General features: G+C 67.6%; 14 protein-coding genes and 1 tRNA gene. 6 read left to right on the top strand and 9 right to left on the bottom strand.

Translation table 11 applies throughout. The features are described 5' to 3' along the window. Nucleotides 1–84 precede the first annotated feature (84 nt). The 6 genes from FM119_RS07325 to FM119_RS07350 are packed head-to-tail and all read right to left on the bottom strand — an operon-like array spanning nt 85 to nt 7,199. Nucleotides 85–1,857 carry a serine/threonine-protein kinase gene (locus FM119_RS07325; protein WP_087137031.1) on the bottom strand — a complete coding sequence of 591 codons (1,773 nt, stop codon included), beginning with the start codon at nt 1,855–1,857 and terminating at the stop codon, nt 85–87. Continuing rightward, nucleotides 1,854–3,308 (bottom strand): peptidoglycan D,D-transpeptidase FtsI family protein, encoded by a 1,455-nt coding sequence (locus tag FM119_RS07330; RefSeq protein WP_087137032.1) that lies wholly within the window; start codon nt 3,306–3,308, stop codon nt 1,854–1,856. The genes FM119_RS07325 and FM119_RS07330 overlap by 4 nt, the downstream gene beginning before the upstream one ends. Continuing rightward, nucleotides 3,305–4,732, bottom strand: coding sequence for an FtsW/RodA/SpoVE family cell cycle protein (locus FM119_RS07335; protein ID WP_087137033.1), 1,428 nt, complete (start codon nt 4,730–4,732; stop codon nt 3,305–3,307). Before FM119_RS07335 ends, FM119_RS07330 begins: the two co-directional genes overlap by 4 nt. Beyond that, the gene (locus tag FM119_RS07340; protein WP_087137034.1) at nt 4,732–5,994 is read right to left on the bottom strand and encodes a PP2C family protein-serine/threonine phosphatase; all 1,263 of its coding nucleotides are present in this window, start codon (nt 5,992–5,994) and stop codon (nt 4,732–4,734) included. The genes FM119_RS07335 and FM119_RS07340 overlap by 1 nt, the downstream gene beginning before the upstream one ends. A gap of 3 nt (nt 5,995–5,997) precedes the next feature. Further along, nucleotides 5,998–6,504: an FHA domain-containing protein FhaB/FipA gene (locus FM119_RS07345; protein WP_087137035.1), complete on the bottom strand. Its 507-nt coding sequence runs from the start codon at nt 6,502–6,504 to the stop codon at nt 5,998–6,000. Next, on the bottom strand, nt 6,501–7,199 hold the full coding sequence (locus tag FM119_RS07350) for an FhaA domain-containing protein (protein WP_087137036.1): 699 nt from the start codon (nt 7,197–7,199) through the stop codon (nt 6,501–6,503). The genes FM119_RS07345 and FM119_RS07350 overlap by 4 nt, the downstream gene beginning before the upstream one ends. A 154-nt stretch (nt 7,200–7,353) precedes the next feature. On the opposite strand from FM119_RS07350, the gene FM119_RS07355 reads away from it, so the two are divergent. Both FM119_RS07355 and FM119_RS07360 read left to right on the top strand, forming a co-directional pair. Beyond that, nucleotides 7,354–7,437, top strand: a tRNA-Leu gene (locus tag FM119_RS07355). Between the two features lie 168 nt (nt 7,438–7,605). Further along, entirely contained in the window at nt 7,606–8,067 is a 462-nt protein-coding gene (locus FM119_RS07360) for a GNAT family N-acetyltransferase (protein ID WP_046747995.1), read from the top strand. 8 nt (nt 8,068–8,075) lie between these two features. Here the strand turns inward: FM119_RS07360 and FM119_RS07365 are convergent, their stop codons facing one another. Both FM119_RS07365 and FM119_RS07370 read right to left on the bottom strand, forming a co-directional pair. Then, entirely contained in the window at nt 8,076–9,344 is a 1,269-nt protein-coding gene (locus tag FM119_RS07365; RefSeq protein ID WP_087137037.1) for a tyrosine-type recombinase/integrase, read from the bottom strand. Further along, entirely contained in the window at nt 9,341–9,994 is a 654-nt protein-coding gene (locus FM119_RS07370; RefSeq protein WP_143822647.1) for a helix-turn-helix domain-containing protein, read from the bottom strand. The genes FM119_RS07365 and FM119_RS07370 overlap by 4 nt, the downstream gene beginning before the upstream one ends. 94 nt (nt 9,995–10,088) lie before the next feature. On the opposite strand from FM119_RS07370, the gene FM119_RS07375 reads away from it, so the two are divergent. The 3 genes from FM119_RS07375 to FM119_RS07385 all read left to right on the top strand — a co-directional run bounded on the left by FM119_RS07375 (nt 10,089) and on the right by FM119_RS07385 (nt 11,733). Further along, nucleotides 10,089–10,313: a helix-turn-helix domain-containing protein gene (locus FM119_RS07375; RefSeq protein ID WP_218778736.1), complete on the top strand. Its 225-nt coding sequence runs from the start codon at nt 10,089–10,091 to the stop codon at nt 10,311–10,313. Nucleotides 10,314–10,411: 98 nt separating this feature from the next. Further along, nucleotides 10,412–10,702, top strand: a complete 291-nt coding sequence (locus FM119_RS07380; protein WP_022873884.1) for a hypothetical protein — start codon at nt 10,412–10,414, stop codon at nt 10,700–10,702. Further along, on the top strand, nt 10,699–11,733 hold the full coding sequence (locus tag FM119_RS07385; protein ID WP_087137039.1) for a zeta toxin family protein: 1,035 nt from the start codon (nt 10,699–10,701) through the stop codon (nt 11,731–11,733). The genes FM119_RS07380 and FM119_RS07385 overlap by 4 nt, the downstream gene beginning before the upstream one ends. Nucleotides 11,734–11,788: 55 nt before the next feature. On the opposite strand, the gene mobF is transcribed toward FM119_RS07385, so the two are convergent. Continuing rightward, nucleotides 11,789–15,238 carry a MobF family relaxase gene (mobF, locus tag FM119_RS07390; RefSeq protein WP_087137040.1) on the bottom strand — a complete coding sequence of 1,150 codons (3,450 nt, stop codon included), beginning with the start codon at nt 15,236–15,238 and terminating at the stop codon, nt 11,789–11,791. 298 nt (nt 15,239–15,536) lie between these two features. On the opposite strand from mobF, the gene FM119_RS07395 reads away from it, so the two are divergent. Then, the gene (locus tag FM119_RS07395; RefSeq protein ID WP_087137041.1) at nt 15,537–16,535 is read left to right on the top strand and encodes a DUF2599 domain-containing protein; all 999 of its coding nucleotides are present in this window, start codon (nt 15,537–15,539) and stop codon (nt 16,533–16,535) included. The last annotated feature ends 51 nt before the right edge of the window (nt 16,536–16,586 follow it).

The raw sequence follows: 16,586 nt of genomic DNA on the forward strand, positions 1-16,586 counted from the left end.
CTTCTGCGATAACTCCGACGTTCAGCTTAGCGGGCGCTATCTGAGAGACCCCGGCCGCGACGGCGCGGCCGGGGTCGGTGCTCATCAGCCCTCGGCGTCGTCCGACGCCGCCGGAACGATGTTCGCGGTCAGGGTCGGCGAGCTCGGGGTGTCGTACTCGGCGTTCGTCCCCGACGACGCGCAGGTGACGACGTAGCTGAACTGCAGCGTGCCCGAGTCCGCCACCGTCGCGGTGAACTGCGAGGTGTTCGATGTGATCAGGTTGTTGGGCACGTCGCTTGTCGCCCCCGACAGGTTCAGGCGGTAGCCGGCGACGCTCGTCCCGCTCGGGCAGCCCGCATACGGGGACCACGCGATCGTCACGCTGCTTCCCGCCTCGACACCACCGTCGACCGTCGGCGAGACGGTCGGCGTCTCGGTCGGTGCGTCGACCGTCGGCATGTCGCCGTACACCGTGACCGTGACCGTGGTGCCCGCCGAGAGCCGGCCGACGGGGTTGATGTCGATCACCGTGTTGACCTGGTCGCTGTTCTGCGCGGCCGAGCCGACCTCGCGATTGACCGACAGGTTGTATGGCGCCGCCTGGAGCGTGTCCCTGACGCTGTCGAACGGCTGGCCGATGAACTCGTCCGCGTTGAGCATCGGGGTGTCGTCGGCGGTCGGGCTCGGCTCCGGCTCGGGCTCCTCCGTCTCCGTCGGGGTGGGCGTCGAGCTCGGCGTTGCGCTTGTCGTCGTCGGTGCCGGCTCCGGCGTGCGATTGCCGAACAGCGTGAACAGCGTGCCGCCGAGCACCAGCAGCAGGATCGCGACGAGAGCGATGAGAGGCCACGTCCACGGACTGCGCTTCTTCTTGGTCTCCTCGCCCTCCTCCTCGCCGTCCTCGCCGTCGACGAGGTCCTGGGAGGCGGTGGCCGTGACGCCGTTGCCTGCGGTCAGCAGCCGGGTCGCGTCGTCGTTGCCCGTGGGCATGAGCGTCGTCGCGGCCCCGGTCGCCAGTCCGGCACCGATCGCGGGCACGGCGACGGTCGCGGCCTCGACGTCGCCGCGGCGCAGCGCCTGAGCGGCACGCGCCACGTGGGCGGCCGAGGAGGGACGGTCGGAGGGCTTCTTCGCGATCATCGAGATGACGAAGTTGCGCACCGGCTCGCTCACCGTCACCGGCAGGGGCGGCGGGGCGTCGTTGATCTGGGCCATCGCGATGGCGACCTGGCTCTCGCCCGTGAACGGTCGCTTGCCCGCGAGCGCCTCGTAGGCGACGATCCCGAGCGAGTAGATGTCCGTCGTGGGGGAGGCGGGGTGGCCGGAGGCCTGCTCGGGCGAGAGGTACTGCACGGTGCCCATCACCTGGCCGGTCGCCGTGAGCGGCACCTGGTCGGCGATCCGCGCGATGCCGAAGTCGGTGATCTTGACGCGACCCTCCGGCGTGATCAGGAGGTTGCCCGGCTTGATGTCGCGGTGGACCAGCCCGGCCGAGTGCGCGGCCTGCAGCGCGGCCGCCGTCTGCGCCACGATGTCGAGCACCTTGTCGGTCGGCAGCACGTGCTCGCGCTCGAGGATCGTCGACAACGGCTCGCCGGGGACGAGCTCCATCACGAGGAAGGCGCTGCCGTCCTCCTCGCCGTAGTCGAACACGTTCGCGATGCCCTCGTGGTTGACCAGGGCCGCGTGACGCGCCTCGGCGCGGAAGCGCTCGAGGAAGCCGGGGTCGCCGAGGTATTCGTCCTTGAGGATCTTGAGCGCGACGGTGCGCCCGATGACCAGGTCGGTCGCCTTCCACACCTCGCCCATACCGCCGATGGCGATGCGGGATTCCAGCTCGTAGCGTCCCCCGAAGGTGAGTCCTGCCGTGGGTCTCATTTGTTCAGCACCGCCTCTATCACTTTCTTCGCAATCGGCGCGGCAACGATGTTGCCCGAGCTGTGATGGCCCAGGTTCGCATCATTCTCGATCACCACCGCCACAGCGACCTCAGGGTTCTCCGCGGGCGCGAATCCGGTGAACCACAGCGTGTACGGATCGTCATCACCGTTCTGCGCCGTGCCCGTCTTCCCGGCCACATCGACACCCTCTATCTTGGCATTACTTGACTGACCGTTCGCCACACCGTTGACCATGACCTCGGTCAGCATGTCGGCCACCTCGGGCGAGAACGCGGTCGAGAACTCGCTCGGCTGCGTGGTCTCCAGCGCCTGCAGGTTGCTGCCGGTCACACGGTCGACAAGCGTCGGGGACATGACCTTCCCGTCGGCGGCGACGGCCGCGGAGACGAGCGCCATCTGCAGGGGGGTGGTCCTCACGTTCATCTGGCCGAAGGAGCTCAGCCCGGTCTCGGCGTCGCTGTTCGTGTTCGGGTAGCTGGACGCGGTGGTCTCGGTGGGGATGTCGAAGGCCTGGTTGAAGCCGAGCTTCTCGGCCATGGCCTTGATCGTGTCGTCGCCCAGCCGCATGCCCAGCTCGGCGAGCGGGACGTTGCAGCTCTGGCGGATGGCCTCCCTGATGGTGACCGTGTCGCCGCTTCCGCAGCTCGTCCTCGTCCAGTTGTAGACCGTCGCGGAGCTGCCGGGAAGCGTGAGCGACACCGGGTTCGGCAGGGTCGAGTCGGGCGTGTACTCGCCGGTGTCGAACGCCGCGGCCGCGACGACGACCTTGAATGACGAGCCGGGAGGATTGAGGTTTCCGCCGGTGGCTCGGTTGATGAGCGGTTGCGAGGGGTCGTTGATCAGCTCGTCGTAGGCCGCGATCACGTCCTCCGAGTTGTGGCTCGCCAGACGGTTCGGGTCGTAGCCGGGGCTCGTCGTCATCGCGAGGATGCGGCCGCTCGACGGCTCGACCGCGACGATCGCGCCCTGCAGATCGCCGAGCGCGTCCGAGGCCGCCTGCTGGACGTCGGGGTCGATGCTCGTCTCGACGGCCGCGCCGGCGGGGGCCTGATCCGTGACGATGCGGTTGAGGGAGTCGAGGAACTGGGTGTTCGACGTCCCGGAGAGGTAGTCGTTCATCGACTGCTCGAGGCCGCTCGAGCCCTGCGTCTGGTTGAAGTAGCCCGTGATCGGGGAGTAGAGCTCGCCCTCGGGGTAGCTGCGCGCGAACTCGTACTGGTCGTCGCTCGGCACGGACTCGGCGATGACGGTGTCCCCGGCCAGGATCGGCCCGCGCTCCACGCCGTAGCTGTCATAGAGGGTGCGGGTGTTGCGGCCGTCCGCGGCAAGCTGATCCGCCTGGAACACCTGGATGAGGGTCGTCGAGACCATGAGCGCGGTGAACATCGCCAGGACGACGATGCTGATCCGCTTCAACTGGGTGTTCATGATGCGGCCCCCACCATCGGTCCCGGTTTGCGGACGCTGTCACTCAGGCGGAGCAGCAGGGCGACGATGATCCAGTTCGCCACGAGCGAGGACCCGCCGGCCGCCAGGAACGGCGTGGTCAGACCGGTGAGCGGGATGACGCGCGTGACACCGCCGACCATGATGAACACCTGAAGCGCGATGGTGAAGGAGAGCCCCACGGCGAGCAGCTTCATGAAGTCGTCCTGCGCCGTGAAGCCGATGCTCAGGCCACGGGCGACGATGATCAGGTAGAGACCGAGCAGCGCCATGACGCCGGCGAGGCCGAGCTCCTCGCCGAGACTGGCGAAGATGTAGTCGCTCTCGGCGAGGGGCGTGATCGCCGGCTGGCCCTGTCCGAGGCCCGTGCCCACGAGCCCGCCGTGCGCGAGGCCGAAGATGCCCTGGACGAGCTGGTGACTCCCGCCCCAGGCCTCGTACTGGTCGGGGTTGAAGGCGTCGAGCCAGTTGCGGAACCGGCCGTTCACGTAGCTCAGCGTCTGGCTGGCCACGACGGCGCCCCCGACGAAGAGGGTCATGCCGATCAGGACCCAGCTGGTGCGTCCCGTGGCCATGTAGAGCATGATCACGAACATGCCGAAGTAGAGCAGCGCGGTGCCGAGGTCGCGCTGGAACACGATGACGGCCATGGACAGCAGCCAGATCACGAGGATCGGCCCGAGGTCGCGCAGCCGGGGGAAGCGCATGCCGAGGAAGGTCTTGCCCACCATCGACAGGCTCTCCCTGGTGCGCACCAGGTAGCCGGCGAAGAAGATGGCCAGGGCGATCTTCGCCACCTCGCCGGGCTGGAAGCTGAGCACGCCGCCGATGCTGATCCACACGCGGGCCCCGTTGACGTTGAGACCCAGCCCGGGGATGAGCGGCAGCAGCAGCATGACGACGGCGATGAAGCCGAACACATAGGTGTAGCGGTGCAGCACGCGGTAGTTCTTCAGCAGGGCGACGACGAGGACGGCGGCGACCATCGCGATCGCGCTCCACACGATCTGGCGGGTCGACGCGGCGCCCCACCCCGTCAGCTTCTCGGCGATGTCGATGCGGTAGATCTCGGCGATGCCGATCCCGTTCAGCGCCACCGCGACGGGCAGGAGCACGGGGTCGGCGTTCGGCGCCCACACCCGGAGCCCGCCGTGCAGCACGAGCACGAGGACCGCCAGCCCGGCGACCGCCACGAGCGGCCCCGGCTGGACCTCGCCGATCGCGCCGAGCTGGACGAGCACCATCGCCGCACCGTTGACCACGAAGGCGAACAGCAGCAGGAGGAGCTCACGGTTGCGCAGGCGGCTGGGCCTCTGGATGCGCCGCATGGTCGCGAGGACGCCCGTCTCGACGCGGAACTCCGGGCTCGCCTCGTCGCCGGGGCGCGCGGGGGTGTCGACGCTCATCACTCCTCACCTCCGGCGGTCATGCGCAGTCGGGAGACCACGTCCTGTGCCTCGGCGAGCGAGCCGACGCTGATCGACGAGACCACCTGCTGCCGATCGTACGTGGACAGGTCGGCGAGCGGGACCTCGGTGTCCTGGTACTCGCTGGAGAGGGTGACGGGACCGAGGTCCTGCTGGATCCCGCGGTAGATCATCACCGTCTGCTCGGAGGGGTCGGCCGTCACGAAGTAGCGGGACTGGGTCCACGCGTAGCCGAGCAGGGCGACGAGCACGATCGCGAGGACGGCGACGACGCCGCCGACGGCCCAGGTGATCCGCCTGCGCTTGACGCGGCGGGCGTCCTCCTCGATGAGCTCGTCGTAGTAGCCGTCGTTCTCCGGCTCGAAGTGGCTGGGCCCGAGGGCGGCGGTCTTCGCCGAGCGCAGGCGGAACGCGGGGAGAAGCCCCGTTCGTGCTGCGGGGGCCTTCTCCGCCTCGAAGGCGATCGGACGCGCGGCGGAGCCGACGACGGAGCCGATGGGGGCCTGGTCGGGCTCCTCCTCACCGACGTCGTAGATGACGATGGTGACGTTGTCGGGAGCGCCGTGGTCGAGCGCGTCCTTGAGCAGCCGGTCCCCGACACGCGCCGCCGGCTCGTCGGACGCGAGCGCGCGCAGCATGGTCTGGTCGGTCACGACGCCGGAGAGGCCGTCCGAGCAGAGCAGCCAGCGGTCGCCCGGCTTGGTGCCGAGGATGAGCGTGTCGATCTCCGGGTGGGCGTCGACGTCGCCGAGGACGCGCATGAGCACGGAGCGGCGCGGGTGCACGAGCGCCTCCTCCGGCGTGATCCTTCCGGCGTCGACGAGCTTCTGCACGAAGGTGTGGTCGGTGGTGATCTGGCTGATCTCGCCGTCGCGGTAGAGGTAGATGCGCGAGTCGCCGATGTGCGCGATCGCGACCCGGTCGCCGACGACAGCGATCGCGTCGACGGTCGTGCCCATGCCCATGAGCTCCGGGTGGTCGACGACGGTGTCCGCCAGCCGTGTGTTGGCCGCGATGATCGCGGTCTGGAGCGCGATCTCCGCCTCCTCGGCGCTGGAGTACTCGACGTCGGCCTCGATGATGCGCTTCAGCGCGATCGCGGACGCCACGTCACCGCCGGCGTGGCCCCCCATGCCGTCGGCGACGACGAACAGGTGGTGCCCCGCGTAGCCGGAGTCCTGGTTGTTCGCACGGACGCGCCCCACATGGGACACGGCTGCGCTGCTGGAGAAATGGGCCATCGATCAGTGCCGCAGCTCGAAACTCGTCGCGCCGACCTTCACGGGGACACCGAGTGGAACGGGCGTGGGCGAGCTGATGCGCTTGCCGTTGAGGAAGGTGCCGTTCGTCGAGTCGAGGTCCTGGATCATCCAGCCGTCGTTCCACAGGACCAGCCGCGCGTGGTGCGTCGAGGTGTAGTCGTCTTTGAGCACGAGTGTGGAGTCTGAGGAGCGCCCGATCGTGATCGGCTCACGCCCGAGCGGGATGCGTTCGCCCGCCCTCGTGCCGGCGACGATGACCAGGGTCGACGCCGTGGCCGAGGTGGCCGAGCCCTCCGGCGGCTGCGGAGCGGTGGAGGGCTTCCGCTTGGCTGCGGGGGCCGGTGCCGGGGCGGCGGCCGTCGCCTGCTGGCCCTTGCGGGCCTTGAGCCCGAAGAGCTCGGTCCGGAGCGAGTAGACGATCGCGAAGACGAAGAACCACAGCAGGACGAGGAAGCCGATCTTCATGACCAGCAGGGTGAGTGTGCTCACGCGCGGCCTCCCGTTCGTGCGAGGTCGCCGTCGTCGGCGAGGAGTCGGAAAACGATGCGGGTCCTGCCGATGACGATGACGCCGCCCGGCTCGAGCGCGGCCTGGGAGATGCGCTGGCCGTCGAGTGTCGAGCCGTTGGTGGACCCCAGGTCGTGCACCTGGGCGTTCGAGCCGTCCCAGAGGATCTCGACGTGGCGCCTGCTCGTCCCGGAGTCCTGGACGGTGATGTCGGCGTCGCTTCCGCGTCCGACGACCGTCCTGCTCCGGGTGATCGGGTGCTGCACGCCGTTGATCTCGAGGACCGGCTTCCAGCTGACGTTGCGGCGCGTCACCTGGCCCGCGTCGATGCGGAGCATGCCGTCGCTGAGGTCGTCGTCCGCCTCCAGCGAGATCGTGAGCGGACCGGTGAAGGTGTACCCCTGTGCCCTGGCATGGCGGGCGGCGTCCGTCAGCAGCTCCTCGAGCAGGGCGTCGCCGATCCCGATGAGGCGCTCGGCGTCGCCGCGGGACAGCCAGACGGTGAGGTTGTGCGGGGCGAGGATGCGATCGCGGCTGACGACCGCTGCGCGGGTGTCGAGCTCGCTGCGCACGGCGGCGGCGATCTCGACCGGCTGGACACCGGAGCGGAAGGTCTTCGCGAACGCGCCGTTGACGGCACGCTCGAGACCGCGCTCGAAACTGTCCAAGAGGCCCACGTCACTCCTTGTGTTCTGGTGGTGGCTGAGGCGTAGCAAGGGCCATCGTAGCGGGAGCGACTGAAGATGCGACGCACCGGGTCGAGCCGAATGGCGGTGCGCGCGCGCCGCGTGCTATTCTCGACGGGTTGCCTCCATGGAGGCGACGATACTCGCGCGAGTGGCGGAATAGGTAGACGCGCTGGCTTCAGGTGCCAGTGCCCGCAAGGGCGTGGGGGTTCAAGTCCCCCCTCGCGCACGAATGGGAAATGGTCTCTGATCAGGAGTTTTGAACTCCGGATCGGGGGCCATTTTCGTTGGAAGTGCTAGAAAAAGTGCTAAGCCTCTGGATGATGTGCCCCGTGCGGGCCTTGCAACCTCCGGGGATGACTGTCGGCTGCCCGGCGCGGCCTGAGAAGATAGGGGCATGACCGAGGCAGCAACCCGAGCGATCGAGATGGCCGATGCAGGTGAAGTGTTGACTCTGCAACGGGCCGCTTACGCGACCGAGGCGCAGTTGTACGGCGACCCGTTTCTGCCTCCACTTGTCCAGTCGCTTGAAGAGCTTCGAGACGAACTCACGAGCAGTGATGGACTGGTCGGGGTTGCGAGCGGTCGGATTGTGGCGTCTGTGCGGTGGGTGGTCGACAGCGATGTCGTGCGTATCGGCCGGTTGATCGTCGCGCCCGACCAGCAACGTCAGGGGTGGGGCACCCGGCTGCTGAACCTTGCTGAGCGTGAGGCCGGTGCGAGGACTGCGGAACTGTTCACCGGGCATCTGAGCGAGGGGAACATCCGTCTCTACCAGCGTGAGGGGTATGTCGAGTCTCGCCGCGAGAGGATCAACGACGATCTTGAGTTCGTCTATCTAACGAAACCGCTCCGGTAGCTCTGGGGTCACGTTCCTCGGAGATGGTTGGCGAAGCGGTCGACGGCCGACCTCTGCATGGTCGGGGTGACGTGGGAGTAGATGTTCATCGTCGTGGTGATCGTTGAGTGGCCCAAGCGCTCTTGCACGACCTTGGAGTGCTCGCCGAGTTCGAGCAGCAGGGTCGCGTGGGTGTGACGGAGCCCTTTGATGGTGACGCGGTTCATGGTGTCGTACTTCTTGGTGAGCCAGTTCATGCGGCGATCCCAGCGGCTGGTCATCGCGTCGGGTGAGCGGAGCTTGCCGTCGTCGTCGCCGAATACGTAGGCGTCGGCCTTGGCAAGGGTGAACGAGAGTTCCGCGCGTGCGACCTTGTAGGACGCGAGCACTTTCAGGGTGTCTTCGTCCACGTCGATCACGCGCGCGTTGCCGGTCTTCGTGGTCTTGGTCTTTGTCCAGTCGTCGGTATCGACCGCGCGGCGGATGCTGACCCGCATCGTCTTGATGTTGAGGTCGCTCCATTTCAGGGCGAGGGCTTCGCTTCTGCGCATGCCCGTGTAGGCGATGAGGCGCCATAGCGGGAACAGCTCGTCTTCACGCTCGTCGCGGTTCCAGGTGAGGAACGTCTGCAACTGCTCGGCCGTCCACGTAACGATCTCGGGTTTCTGTGCCCGCACCTCGCTCGTGGTCGGGGCCTTGACGGTGCGCTTCTTCTTCGCCGGGTTCACCGTCAGGTGTCCGTCGTCGATCGCGGCATCGAGGATCGCACCGAGCACGACATGCACCTTGTGAACCGAGTTCGCGGACAGCGGCTTGCCTTTGCCGTACTCGTCCTTGCGGCCGTGGTCTTCGAGGTCGCGGTAGTGACGGGCGATCCTCGTGGCGGTGAGCTTGTCGAGCCGGAGAGTGCCGAGCTGGGGCTTGATGTGGTTGCGGATGATCTTCTTGTATCCCTTGATCGTGGACGCTGCGAGCTTCAACCCGGCCGCCCACTCATCGGCGTATACACCCACGGTTGGCACCTTGTTCCCGAACTTCTCGTTCTGCTTGCGCTGCTTCAACGCCTCCTGCAAGGCATCGTTCGCCTCGTCGGTGCTGGTGAACCCGGAACGGGTGAGACGGCGCGATCCCATCTCGGGATACTCGGGGTCTTTGAGCACGTAGATCTGGAACCGCCACCGCTTGCCATTGTCCGTCTGGTACTCCTGGATCGAGCCGGGATGCCGGGAACGCGAACGACGCTGCTGCTTCTCACCTCCGCCGTTCTGCTCGGGGGCGGATGGTTTCTTGACGGTCATGACAGGCTGCTCCTTGCTGTTGTCGTGCCGGGCTGGTGGGTGTCGGCGTAGTTGTCGATGTAGTCGGCGGCGTTGAACACGCGCCCCTCCGGGTCGAGTTGCACACCCCGCTCCCGGATCACCCGCGCACGGGCTCGCGCCGCGTCCAGGCGCTCCTGGTAGGCGGCGATGGTCTTCGGGTGCGCGCTCGGCCTCTCCGGGTCATCCTTGTTCGGGGCGGTCATGCTCGCGAGGGTGGTTTCGAGGTGGTGGATGCGGTCGGTGCAGATCACCCATTCCTGCTGCCAGTAGTTGAACAGGCCCTCGTCGGTGAGCACGAGTTCTCCGCGCATCCACCGGTCGATCTCCTCCGGCTCGAACTCCTCGGGCACCCCGGTGAGCGTCGTCTGCCCCTCGGGTGGTGTGAGGAGGGCTGCGGGGGTGGTGCGCAGCAGGTACGCGATGACAGTGAGGTCGTCCACGTCTACCCGGCGATCCCCGGCCTCCAGTTTGCTGATCCCCGACGGGGAGAGCTTGCGGCCCGCGACGGCGATCCCGTCGGAGAGCGTGCGCAAGTCCATCCCGATTGCTTGCCGGGCGGCGCGGATGTTGTTCGCGACGTGGGTGTTCGTGATTCCTGCGGGGTTGCCCCGCACCCGTTCTGTTTCCATACAAGAAATCTACACTGCGATACTTGACAGCGCAAGACCCGTGGATCTATTCTGGTGGGCACCTTCTCGCGCGTGGATTGGAACGGATGGTGTGATGATGCGGCAGAGCACTCTCGATCTGGAAGACCTGCGCAAGCGGCGCAGTCTCGTCATCACCCGCAAGGAAGCCGCCGAAGCGCTCGGCGTCGATCCGCGCACGATCACCACGAGCATCAACGAGGGTACGATCCCGTCGGTGAGGCTGGGACGTCGTGTCGTGATCCCGCGCGAGAAGTTCCTCGCCCTGTTCGCCGATGACACACCTGGCCGCGAGTCTTGAACGCCCCGGGTGCGGGTGTGCCGATTCGGCACCGCCGTGCCCTGGGCATGGTCAGGGTGCGGCGGTAGACTGAGAGTTCAGGAACGGAGGAACAGCCGATGAGCCAGACCATCCTGACCGCCCCTGCCCCGCAGGCCCGGCCGGACTACACGGGAATCTCCGATGCCATGCTCTACGACATCGCCCGCCACAACGCCTCGGTACTGTCCGCAGGACTGCTGAACCTGGCCCGCAACGCCAAGGACGATGAGGACCGCGGCCACTGGGTTGCCAGGCGTCGCCTCGTGAAGCAGCAGGCGCGCGTGCTGAATCCGGAGGATCGGGCCGAGATCATCGCGCAGAACGAGGTGTGGCGACTCGAAAACCTCGCCCTCCCCGCCACTGCATGACCGAAACGGTCGGCAGCAGTGCCTGGTTGCGCCGGGTCTTCGAGGAGGAGGCCCGGGATGACCTGTTCACAGGTCACGCCCCGCAAGAGCAGCCGGTGCTCGTGCTCCTGGGCGGGCAGCCCGCAGCGGGCAAGACGCGCGCCCAGCACGCGATCCTCGCCGAGCACGCCGCGGATGATCTGGTCGAGATCACGGGAGACGACCTCCGCGAGTACCACCCCGAGTTCCGGCGGCTCTCCTTGCGGGCCCCGTTCGAGATGCCCGCGGCGACCGCTCCCGTCTCCGGCGGGCTCGTGAAGCTCGCCCTGGATCACGCACTCTCGCATCGCTACTCGGTGCTGTTGGAAGGCACCTTCCGCGCCCCGGCCATGGTCACCGGCACCGCGACACGGTTCGCGGAAGCCGGATACCGGGTCGAAGTCGTCGCCGTCGCGACCCCGGCTCCGGTGTCGCGACTGTCGGCCGAGATGCGATCTCTCGGCGACGGCCCGAACGAGCCCGGCCGCTGGACACCGCCCGAAGCACACGAAACCGCCCTCGCCGGGTCGGCCGGGGTGCTCTCCGCTCTTGAAGCGCTCCCGCACATCGCGCGAGTGCGGGTGTTCTCCCGCGAAGCCCAGCTTTTCGACAACCAACGGGATGCCGCCGGGGAATGGGAAAAGGAGCCGGTCGCCGCGCACACCCTCCGGCACGAGCAGCAGCGCCCGCTGCCACCCGGCACGGCCGCTCAGTGGTTGAAGGACTACTCAGCCGTCTACACGCGAGCGAAACGCAGACCGGGCTACCTCGGCACGCAGACCGCCCCGACATATGCTCGCCTGCAAGACGACGCGGCACAGATGCTCCGTATCCTCTCCGGCCGGGCGATGGCACCGGAGTTCCTGCTCCACGAGCATCAGCGCCGCCAGCTCAATCTGGAACATCGCCTCCCACCCGGCACGTTCCCGCCGAGGCCACCCCGCAACCTCGGACAACCGACGACGGGCGAGCGTCACGGTGTCGACCGGCGCGGCCCGAGCCTCGGCAGATGAGGGAACGCGCCCGCAGCCGTTCCACGTGCGAAAGCCTGCTGTTCGCAGCGCAGACCTACAGGCTGAGCCCTGGCCCCGGCCGGTGAGGGGTCGCGGGGTCGTGGGCGCGTGTCGTGTCACGCAGTTGCCGCGCTCGCGCTTCCCGCGCCTCCTTCGCAGCCTTGACAGCGGCGGCGCGGGCGTCGAGGTACTGCCCGGCCTCCGTGGGAGTCATCGCGGTGAGCTTCGCGGCTTCGGCGCGGTCGCGCCGCGCTTTCGCCGCCCAGGTGGTGGCGTCACGGGCGGGCATGTTGAGTTCAGCGCGCACGGGGTCAGTTCTGGCGCGCTCGGCCCCGTAGACGAGCGCGGCGAGCCGCTGTCTCACCCGCCGCTGCTCGGCGTCTACTGCTGGGAGGCGTTCACGTGCAGCGGTCGCGTTCTGGTCAGCTTGGGTGATGCGCGGATCGATGTCCGTGCGGCGGGTGGCTGCGGCGTCTGCCCACTGCTCGATGTTCCCGGTGTAGAGCGTGCTCGGGTTTCCCCATTCGCGGGTGAGGTGGGCGCGGGCGGCAGTGAGTTGGTGCTGTGCGGCGGCGTGTTCTTTCCGGGCGCTCCGCCGCGCGAACAGCCCCGCTGCCCGCACGCGCTGCCCGGCCCGCTCCTGCGCGTCGGCCAGGCGCAGGACTCCCTGTGCGTCCGTCAAAGCCGCTGCTCGGAGCGGGCCGTGGATGCTCTCGCGCAACTGCTCAGCAGCCTGGGTCGCCGCCTGCGCGGTGGCTTCGACCTCGGCGCGTTCCTGCTGGTGCTGCGTGCTGAGTCGGTCGAATCGCTCCGCGAACTCCGTGAACCGGGTGGCGCGCTGCTCGGCCTGCTCAGCACGCTCGGTCAGGCGTGCGATCGCCGTGCGCACCCGCCGGGCCGGGCCGTCCGCCACGAGGCCTGCGACTGCTTCGGCGGCGCGCTGGGCGGCGTCTTCAAGGCCGCGGTCGGCGCGGTCGCGTTCCAACGCCGCCACGAATTGTGCCCGCGCTTCGGCTTGGTTCTCGGCCACGGCGTGCAGCAGGTTCGTCTCGCGGCCGCGCGTCATGCCGACGTAGACGCTCGCGGCGCTGGCCTGGTCGGTGAGGAGCGTGTGCGACCCGGTGACGGTCGTGCCCTGCACGCCGTAGGAGGTGGCCGCATAGGACAGGTGGGCGTGCTCGGTCACATAGTCGGCGGGGAGGCGGACGGTGCGCTGCCGCTTCCGACCGTTGCCCGCCTCGCGCACGCTCAGCGACCCGTCGTCTGCGACGTGCTGCACGATCCATTGCTGCCGGTTCGCGACGCCAATGCTGGTGTTGTTCTTGCGGGTTTGGATGAGGTCGCCTGCGCCGATGGGAAGGCCGTCGCTGCCGTCCACGGTCGTTGTGTCGTGGACCTCACCGCACGCGACTCGTTCGTCACGGATACTCGAGTTCACGGTACGGGCCTCGTCGTTCGTGCTGACGGTGACCGCTTCGCCATCGTGCCGGTACCGGGCGATCTGCTCCCTGGCCTCGTCACTGCTCGCGTGGAGGCGCACCAGCCCCAGTGCTGCGAGCTGGTCGAACACCTCGCCGGGGTTCTTCCCGTCGCGCATCCGCAACGTGAGGTCGGCGTAGGCGGGGTCGGTGAAGCGGTGCACCTCGGCCATGTCGAACGTGCGGCCCCGGAGCTGCGCGGCCATATCGAGTACGCCGCCGCGCCCGACTGCGGCGAGCTGCGCGCGATCTCCGACCAGCGCGACCGTCGCCCCGGCTTCGGCGCACACCGTGAGCAGGGCGATTGCGGTGTCTTGGTCGAGCATTCCGGCCTCGTCCACGATCACCCGCTCACCGCGGGCGAGCCGAGCGTCTTGGGAGGGTCCGCGATAGGTGCGTCCAGTCTCCGGGTCGGTGTCGCCGGGGGTGAGGCGTGACCATACGCCGTCGCGGTTCCAGCGCCACCCGTGCGCATGCACGAGCGCCGCGACACTTGCGGTGGGTACGCCGAGTTCTTGGTGCGCGACCTGCGCGGCGCGCAGCGTCGGCGCAAGAACCCGCGCCGCGCGCCCGTGTTGCGCCGCGACTTCGATTGCCACCCCCAGCATCGTCGTCTTCCCTGCGCCTGCTGCGCCCTCCACGATCACCAGCGGATCGGCAGCGACGGCAGCGGCGGCGCGCTCCTGCCCCGCATCAATGCCCCGCGCCCCTGCTTCCTCGCGCACGTTCGGGTGCTGCGGCTCACGCTTCGGCACTCGTGCAGCGATCAGGTCGCGCAGTTCCGTCTCGGCCTGCACCACTCGCAGGCTCGTGAGATGCGCCACATGCTCGGGTGTTGCAGAGTCGGGGGCGAGGACGGAGAAGCAGTCTTCCCGTGCGAGGCGTGTTGCAAGGGTGATGAGGTCGCGCAACTCCTCACCGGTTGCGCGCACTCCGGCCTCGGTGATGATCTGCGTTGCGTGCTCCTGCACGGTGTGTTGCGTCCACACGGATGCGCCAGCGGCGCAACGGTTAAGTGCGCGTGAGGCGATCTGCTGCACCGATAGCTCATCGAGTGATACCGGCGCTGGGCGCGCAGGCCGGCGCAATGTCGTGGGGTCGTAGCCGGCTTCTCGTAGCTCGGTGAGCCAGGCTTCTTCTTCGCGCAGGGTTGCGGGTTTCTTCGCGGGCCGCTCGTGCGCCCACGCCTGCGCGGTGAGCCGAGAGAACACGACCGGCCCCATCGTTTCGCCGGGGTGTGCGGCGTTCCATTCTGCTTCGAGGCGTTCGAGGTTCCGACGCACTTGCTCTCCCCGTTTGCTCATTAGGGCGTTGAACGGTTCCAGCTCGACTACTTCGCCGGTGACCGGGTCGAGGGTGAGGCCGTGCCGATCCAGCACCTCCGCAAGCTCCGGGTGTGCCGCGATCACGGCGGTGCCCAACGCGCGGATCGCACCCTGCTGTCGGAAGACCGCAGCGGTATCGAGCGCCCGCCACTTCCCGGCAGCCCACACCCTCGTTCCGATCTGCATGTGGATGTGCCGGTGCGGGTCACCGGCCCGGGAGGTGCGGTGCGTGATGCCGACGACCTGCATATGCTCGATCGGAACCACCTCCTGCTTGCCGCGCGGGCCGACCCGCGTCACCGAATGCAACGCCAACCACCGCCGAATCTCCGCCAGCGCATCCTGCTGCGCACGATCCAACGCCTCAGACACCTCGGGGTGCAGCACTGCCGCGATCGACAGTGATTTCGCGCCGTTGATCGTCATCTCCGCGAACCTGGGCGACCCCAAGCGATCCTGCCCGGCAAGACGCGGCGTGCCCATCCGCTCACCCGTATCCGGGTGCATCCAGTCCACCCACCCGGCGTACTCCTCGTTCGACAACGGCCGAACCGTCACCGCCGTTCCGCTCGCGTCGAGCACGGCGTACTCGACGCCCGCTCCATCGCTGAGGTAGTAGTCATCGGCGCGGCTGCGGTCGGCCTCGACATAGCGCAGCGCATCGGCCCCGGTGCCCCGGAACAAGATCACGCCGCCATGCATTGCCTTAGCCTCCGAATGTTTCTAGTATAGAAACTGAAGTATCTACCATGGTAGCATACGTTCATTCAGGGGAGAAGTGTCGGAGAAACGTGGACCAGAGCTCTGGGGTGCTGGCATCCGCTCTGCTTCCGGGGCCTCGGCGGTGCTTGGAAGCCTCGGGCGAGGGTAGTGCCGTCAATAAAGCGGTCAGATATTGCCACTCGGATGGGAGGTCGTGATCCGATGTCACAAAGTGGCGCGCCCAGACAACGAACACAATGAAGCAATCGTTTATCAGAAGAAGCAGAAAGATTGAGATATGAGTATCAACGATGGAGCCTCTCGGAGGCCGGTCGGCATCCGGGGAGTTGCCGTGGTCGGCGCTGCTCTGCTCCTCGTGGGCGCGACAGCGACACCGTCCTTCGCGGCTGAGGAAGATGGTTCAAGCGACGCAATCGAGGTGATCGCAAGCATCGCGCCCGAATCCCTCGAAGCCGTCTCGACAGACGAGGGCATCGTCGTCGCAGATGACAAGGCCCTGCAGGAGGACGAGTTCGGGCGGTCCGTGGTCGAACAGCCGATGCTTGACCCGACCAACCCGGACAGCATCGTCAAGGTCGACATTCCCGTCAACCCGTCGGACGGTATCGCCTTCAAGCAGGATGGTGCCGATGAGATCGTGATCGGCCTGCCGAACGCTCACCAGGCCGACGAAGCCGACTACGGCAACCTGGGTCTCGCAACCTACGACAACAACGACGGCTCCACCACCGTTCCGATTCCCCAGCCCGACGGTACCCTGCAGATCACCACGGTGATCGACGGCCCTGCGGCTCCGACACGGTACGCGTATCCCATCACCTTGCCCGCTGGCGGTCAGCTCGTCGACGCGGGAGATGGCTACTTCGCGATCCTCGACTCCGCGGGGTTGCCTGCGGCGATGATCGAGCCGGCATGGGCGCTCGACGCGAACGGCGAAGCGGTAGACACGCACTACGAGATCGCCGGAAACGAGATCGTGCAGATCGTCAACCACGGTGACGGTGACTCCTATCCGATCGTCGCTGATCCGGCCGTGAAGGGCAAGTACATCTCGAAGGTGAAGATCAACACCGTCCCGCAGGGGAAGACGGTCGCCGTGTACCCCGTGAACAGCTGGACTATCACCGCGTTCGACAACTACTGGCAGGAGTACAAGCTCTACGTCAGTTCGACCTACGAGGGCACGAAATACAAGAACCAACTGCAGTGCCACTGGGATTTCGCGCCCTTCAAGACCCCCTGGAACCTGGATTCCTGGCGTCCAAACGTCAGCTGAGTATTCGCGCTTCTGAGGGCCGCTGATATTGGGGTTCGGGGCCACCCTGCC

Source organism: Mycetocola reblochoni REB411 (genome assembly GCF_900163835.1).
Taxonomy (GTDB): Bacteria; Actinomycetota; Actinomycetes; order Actinomycetales; family Microbacteriaceae; genus Mycetocola_B; species Mycetocola_B reblochoni.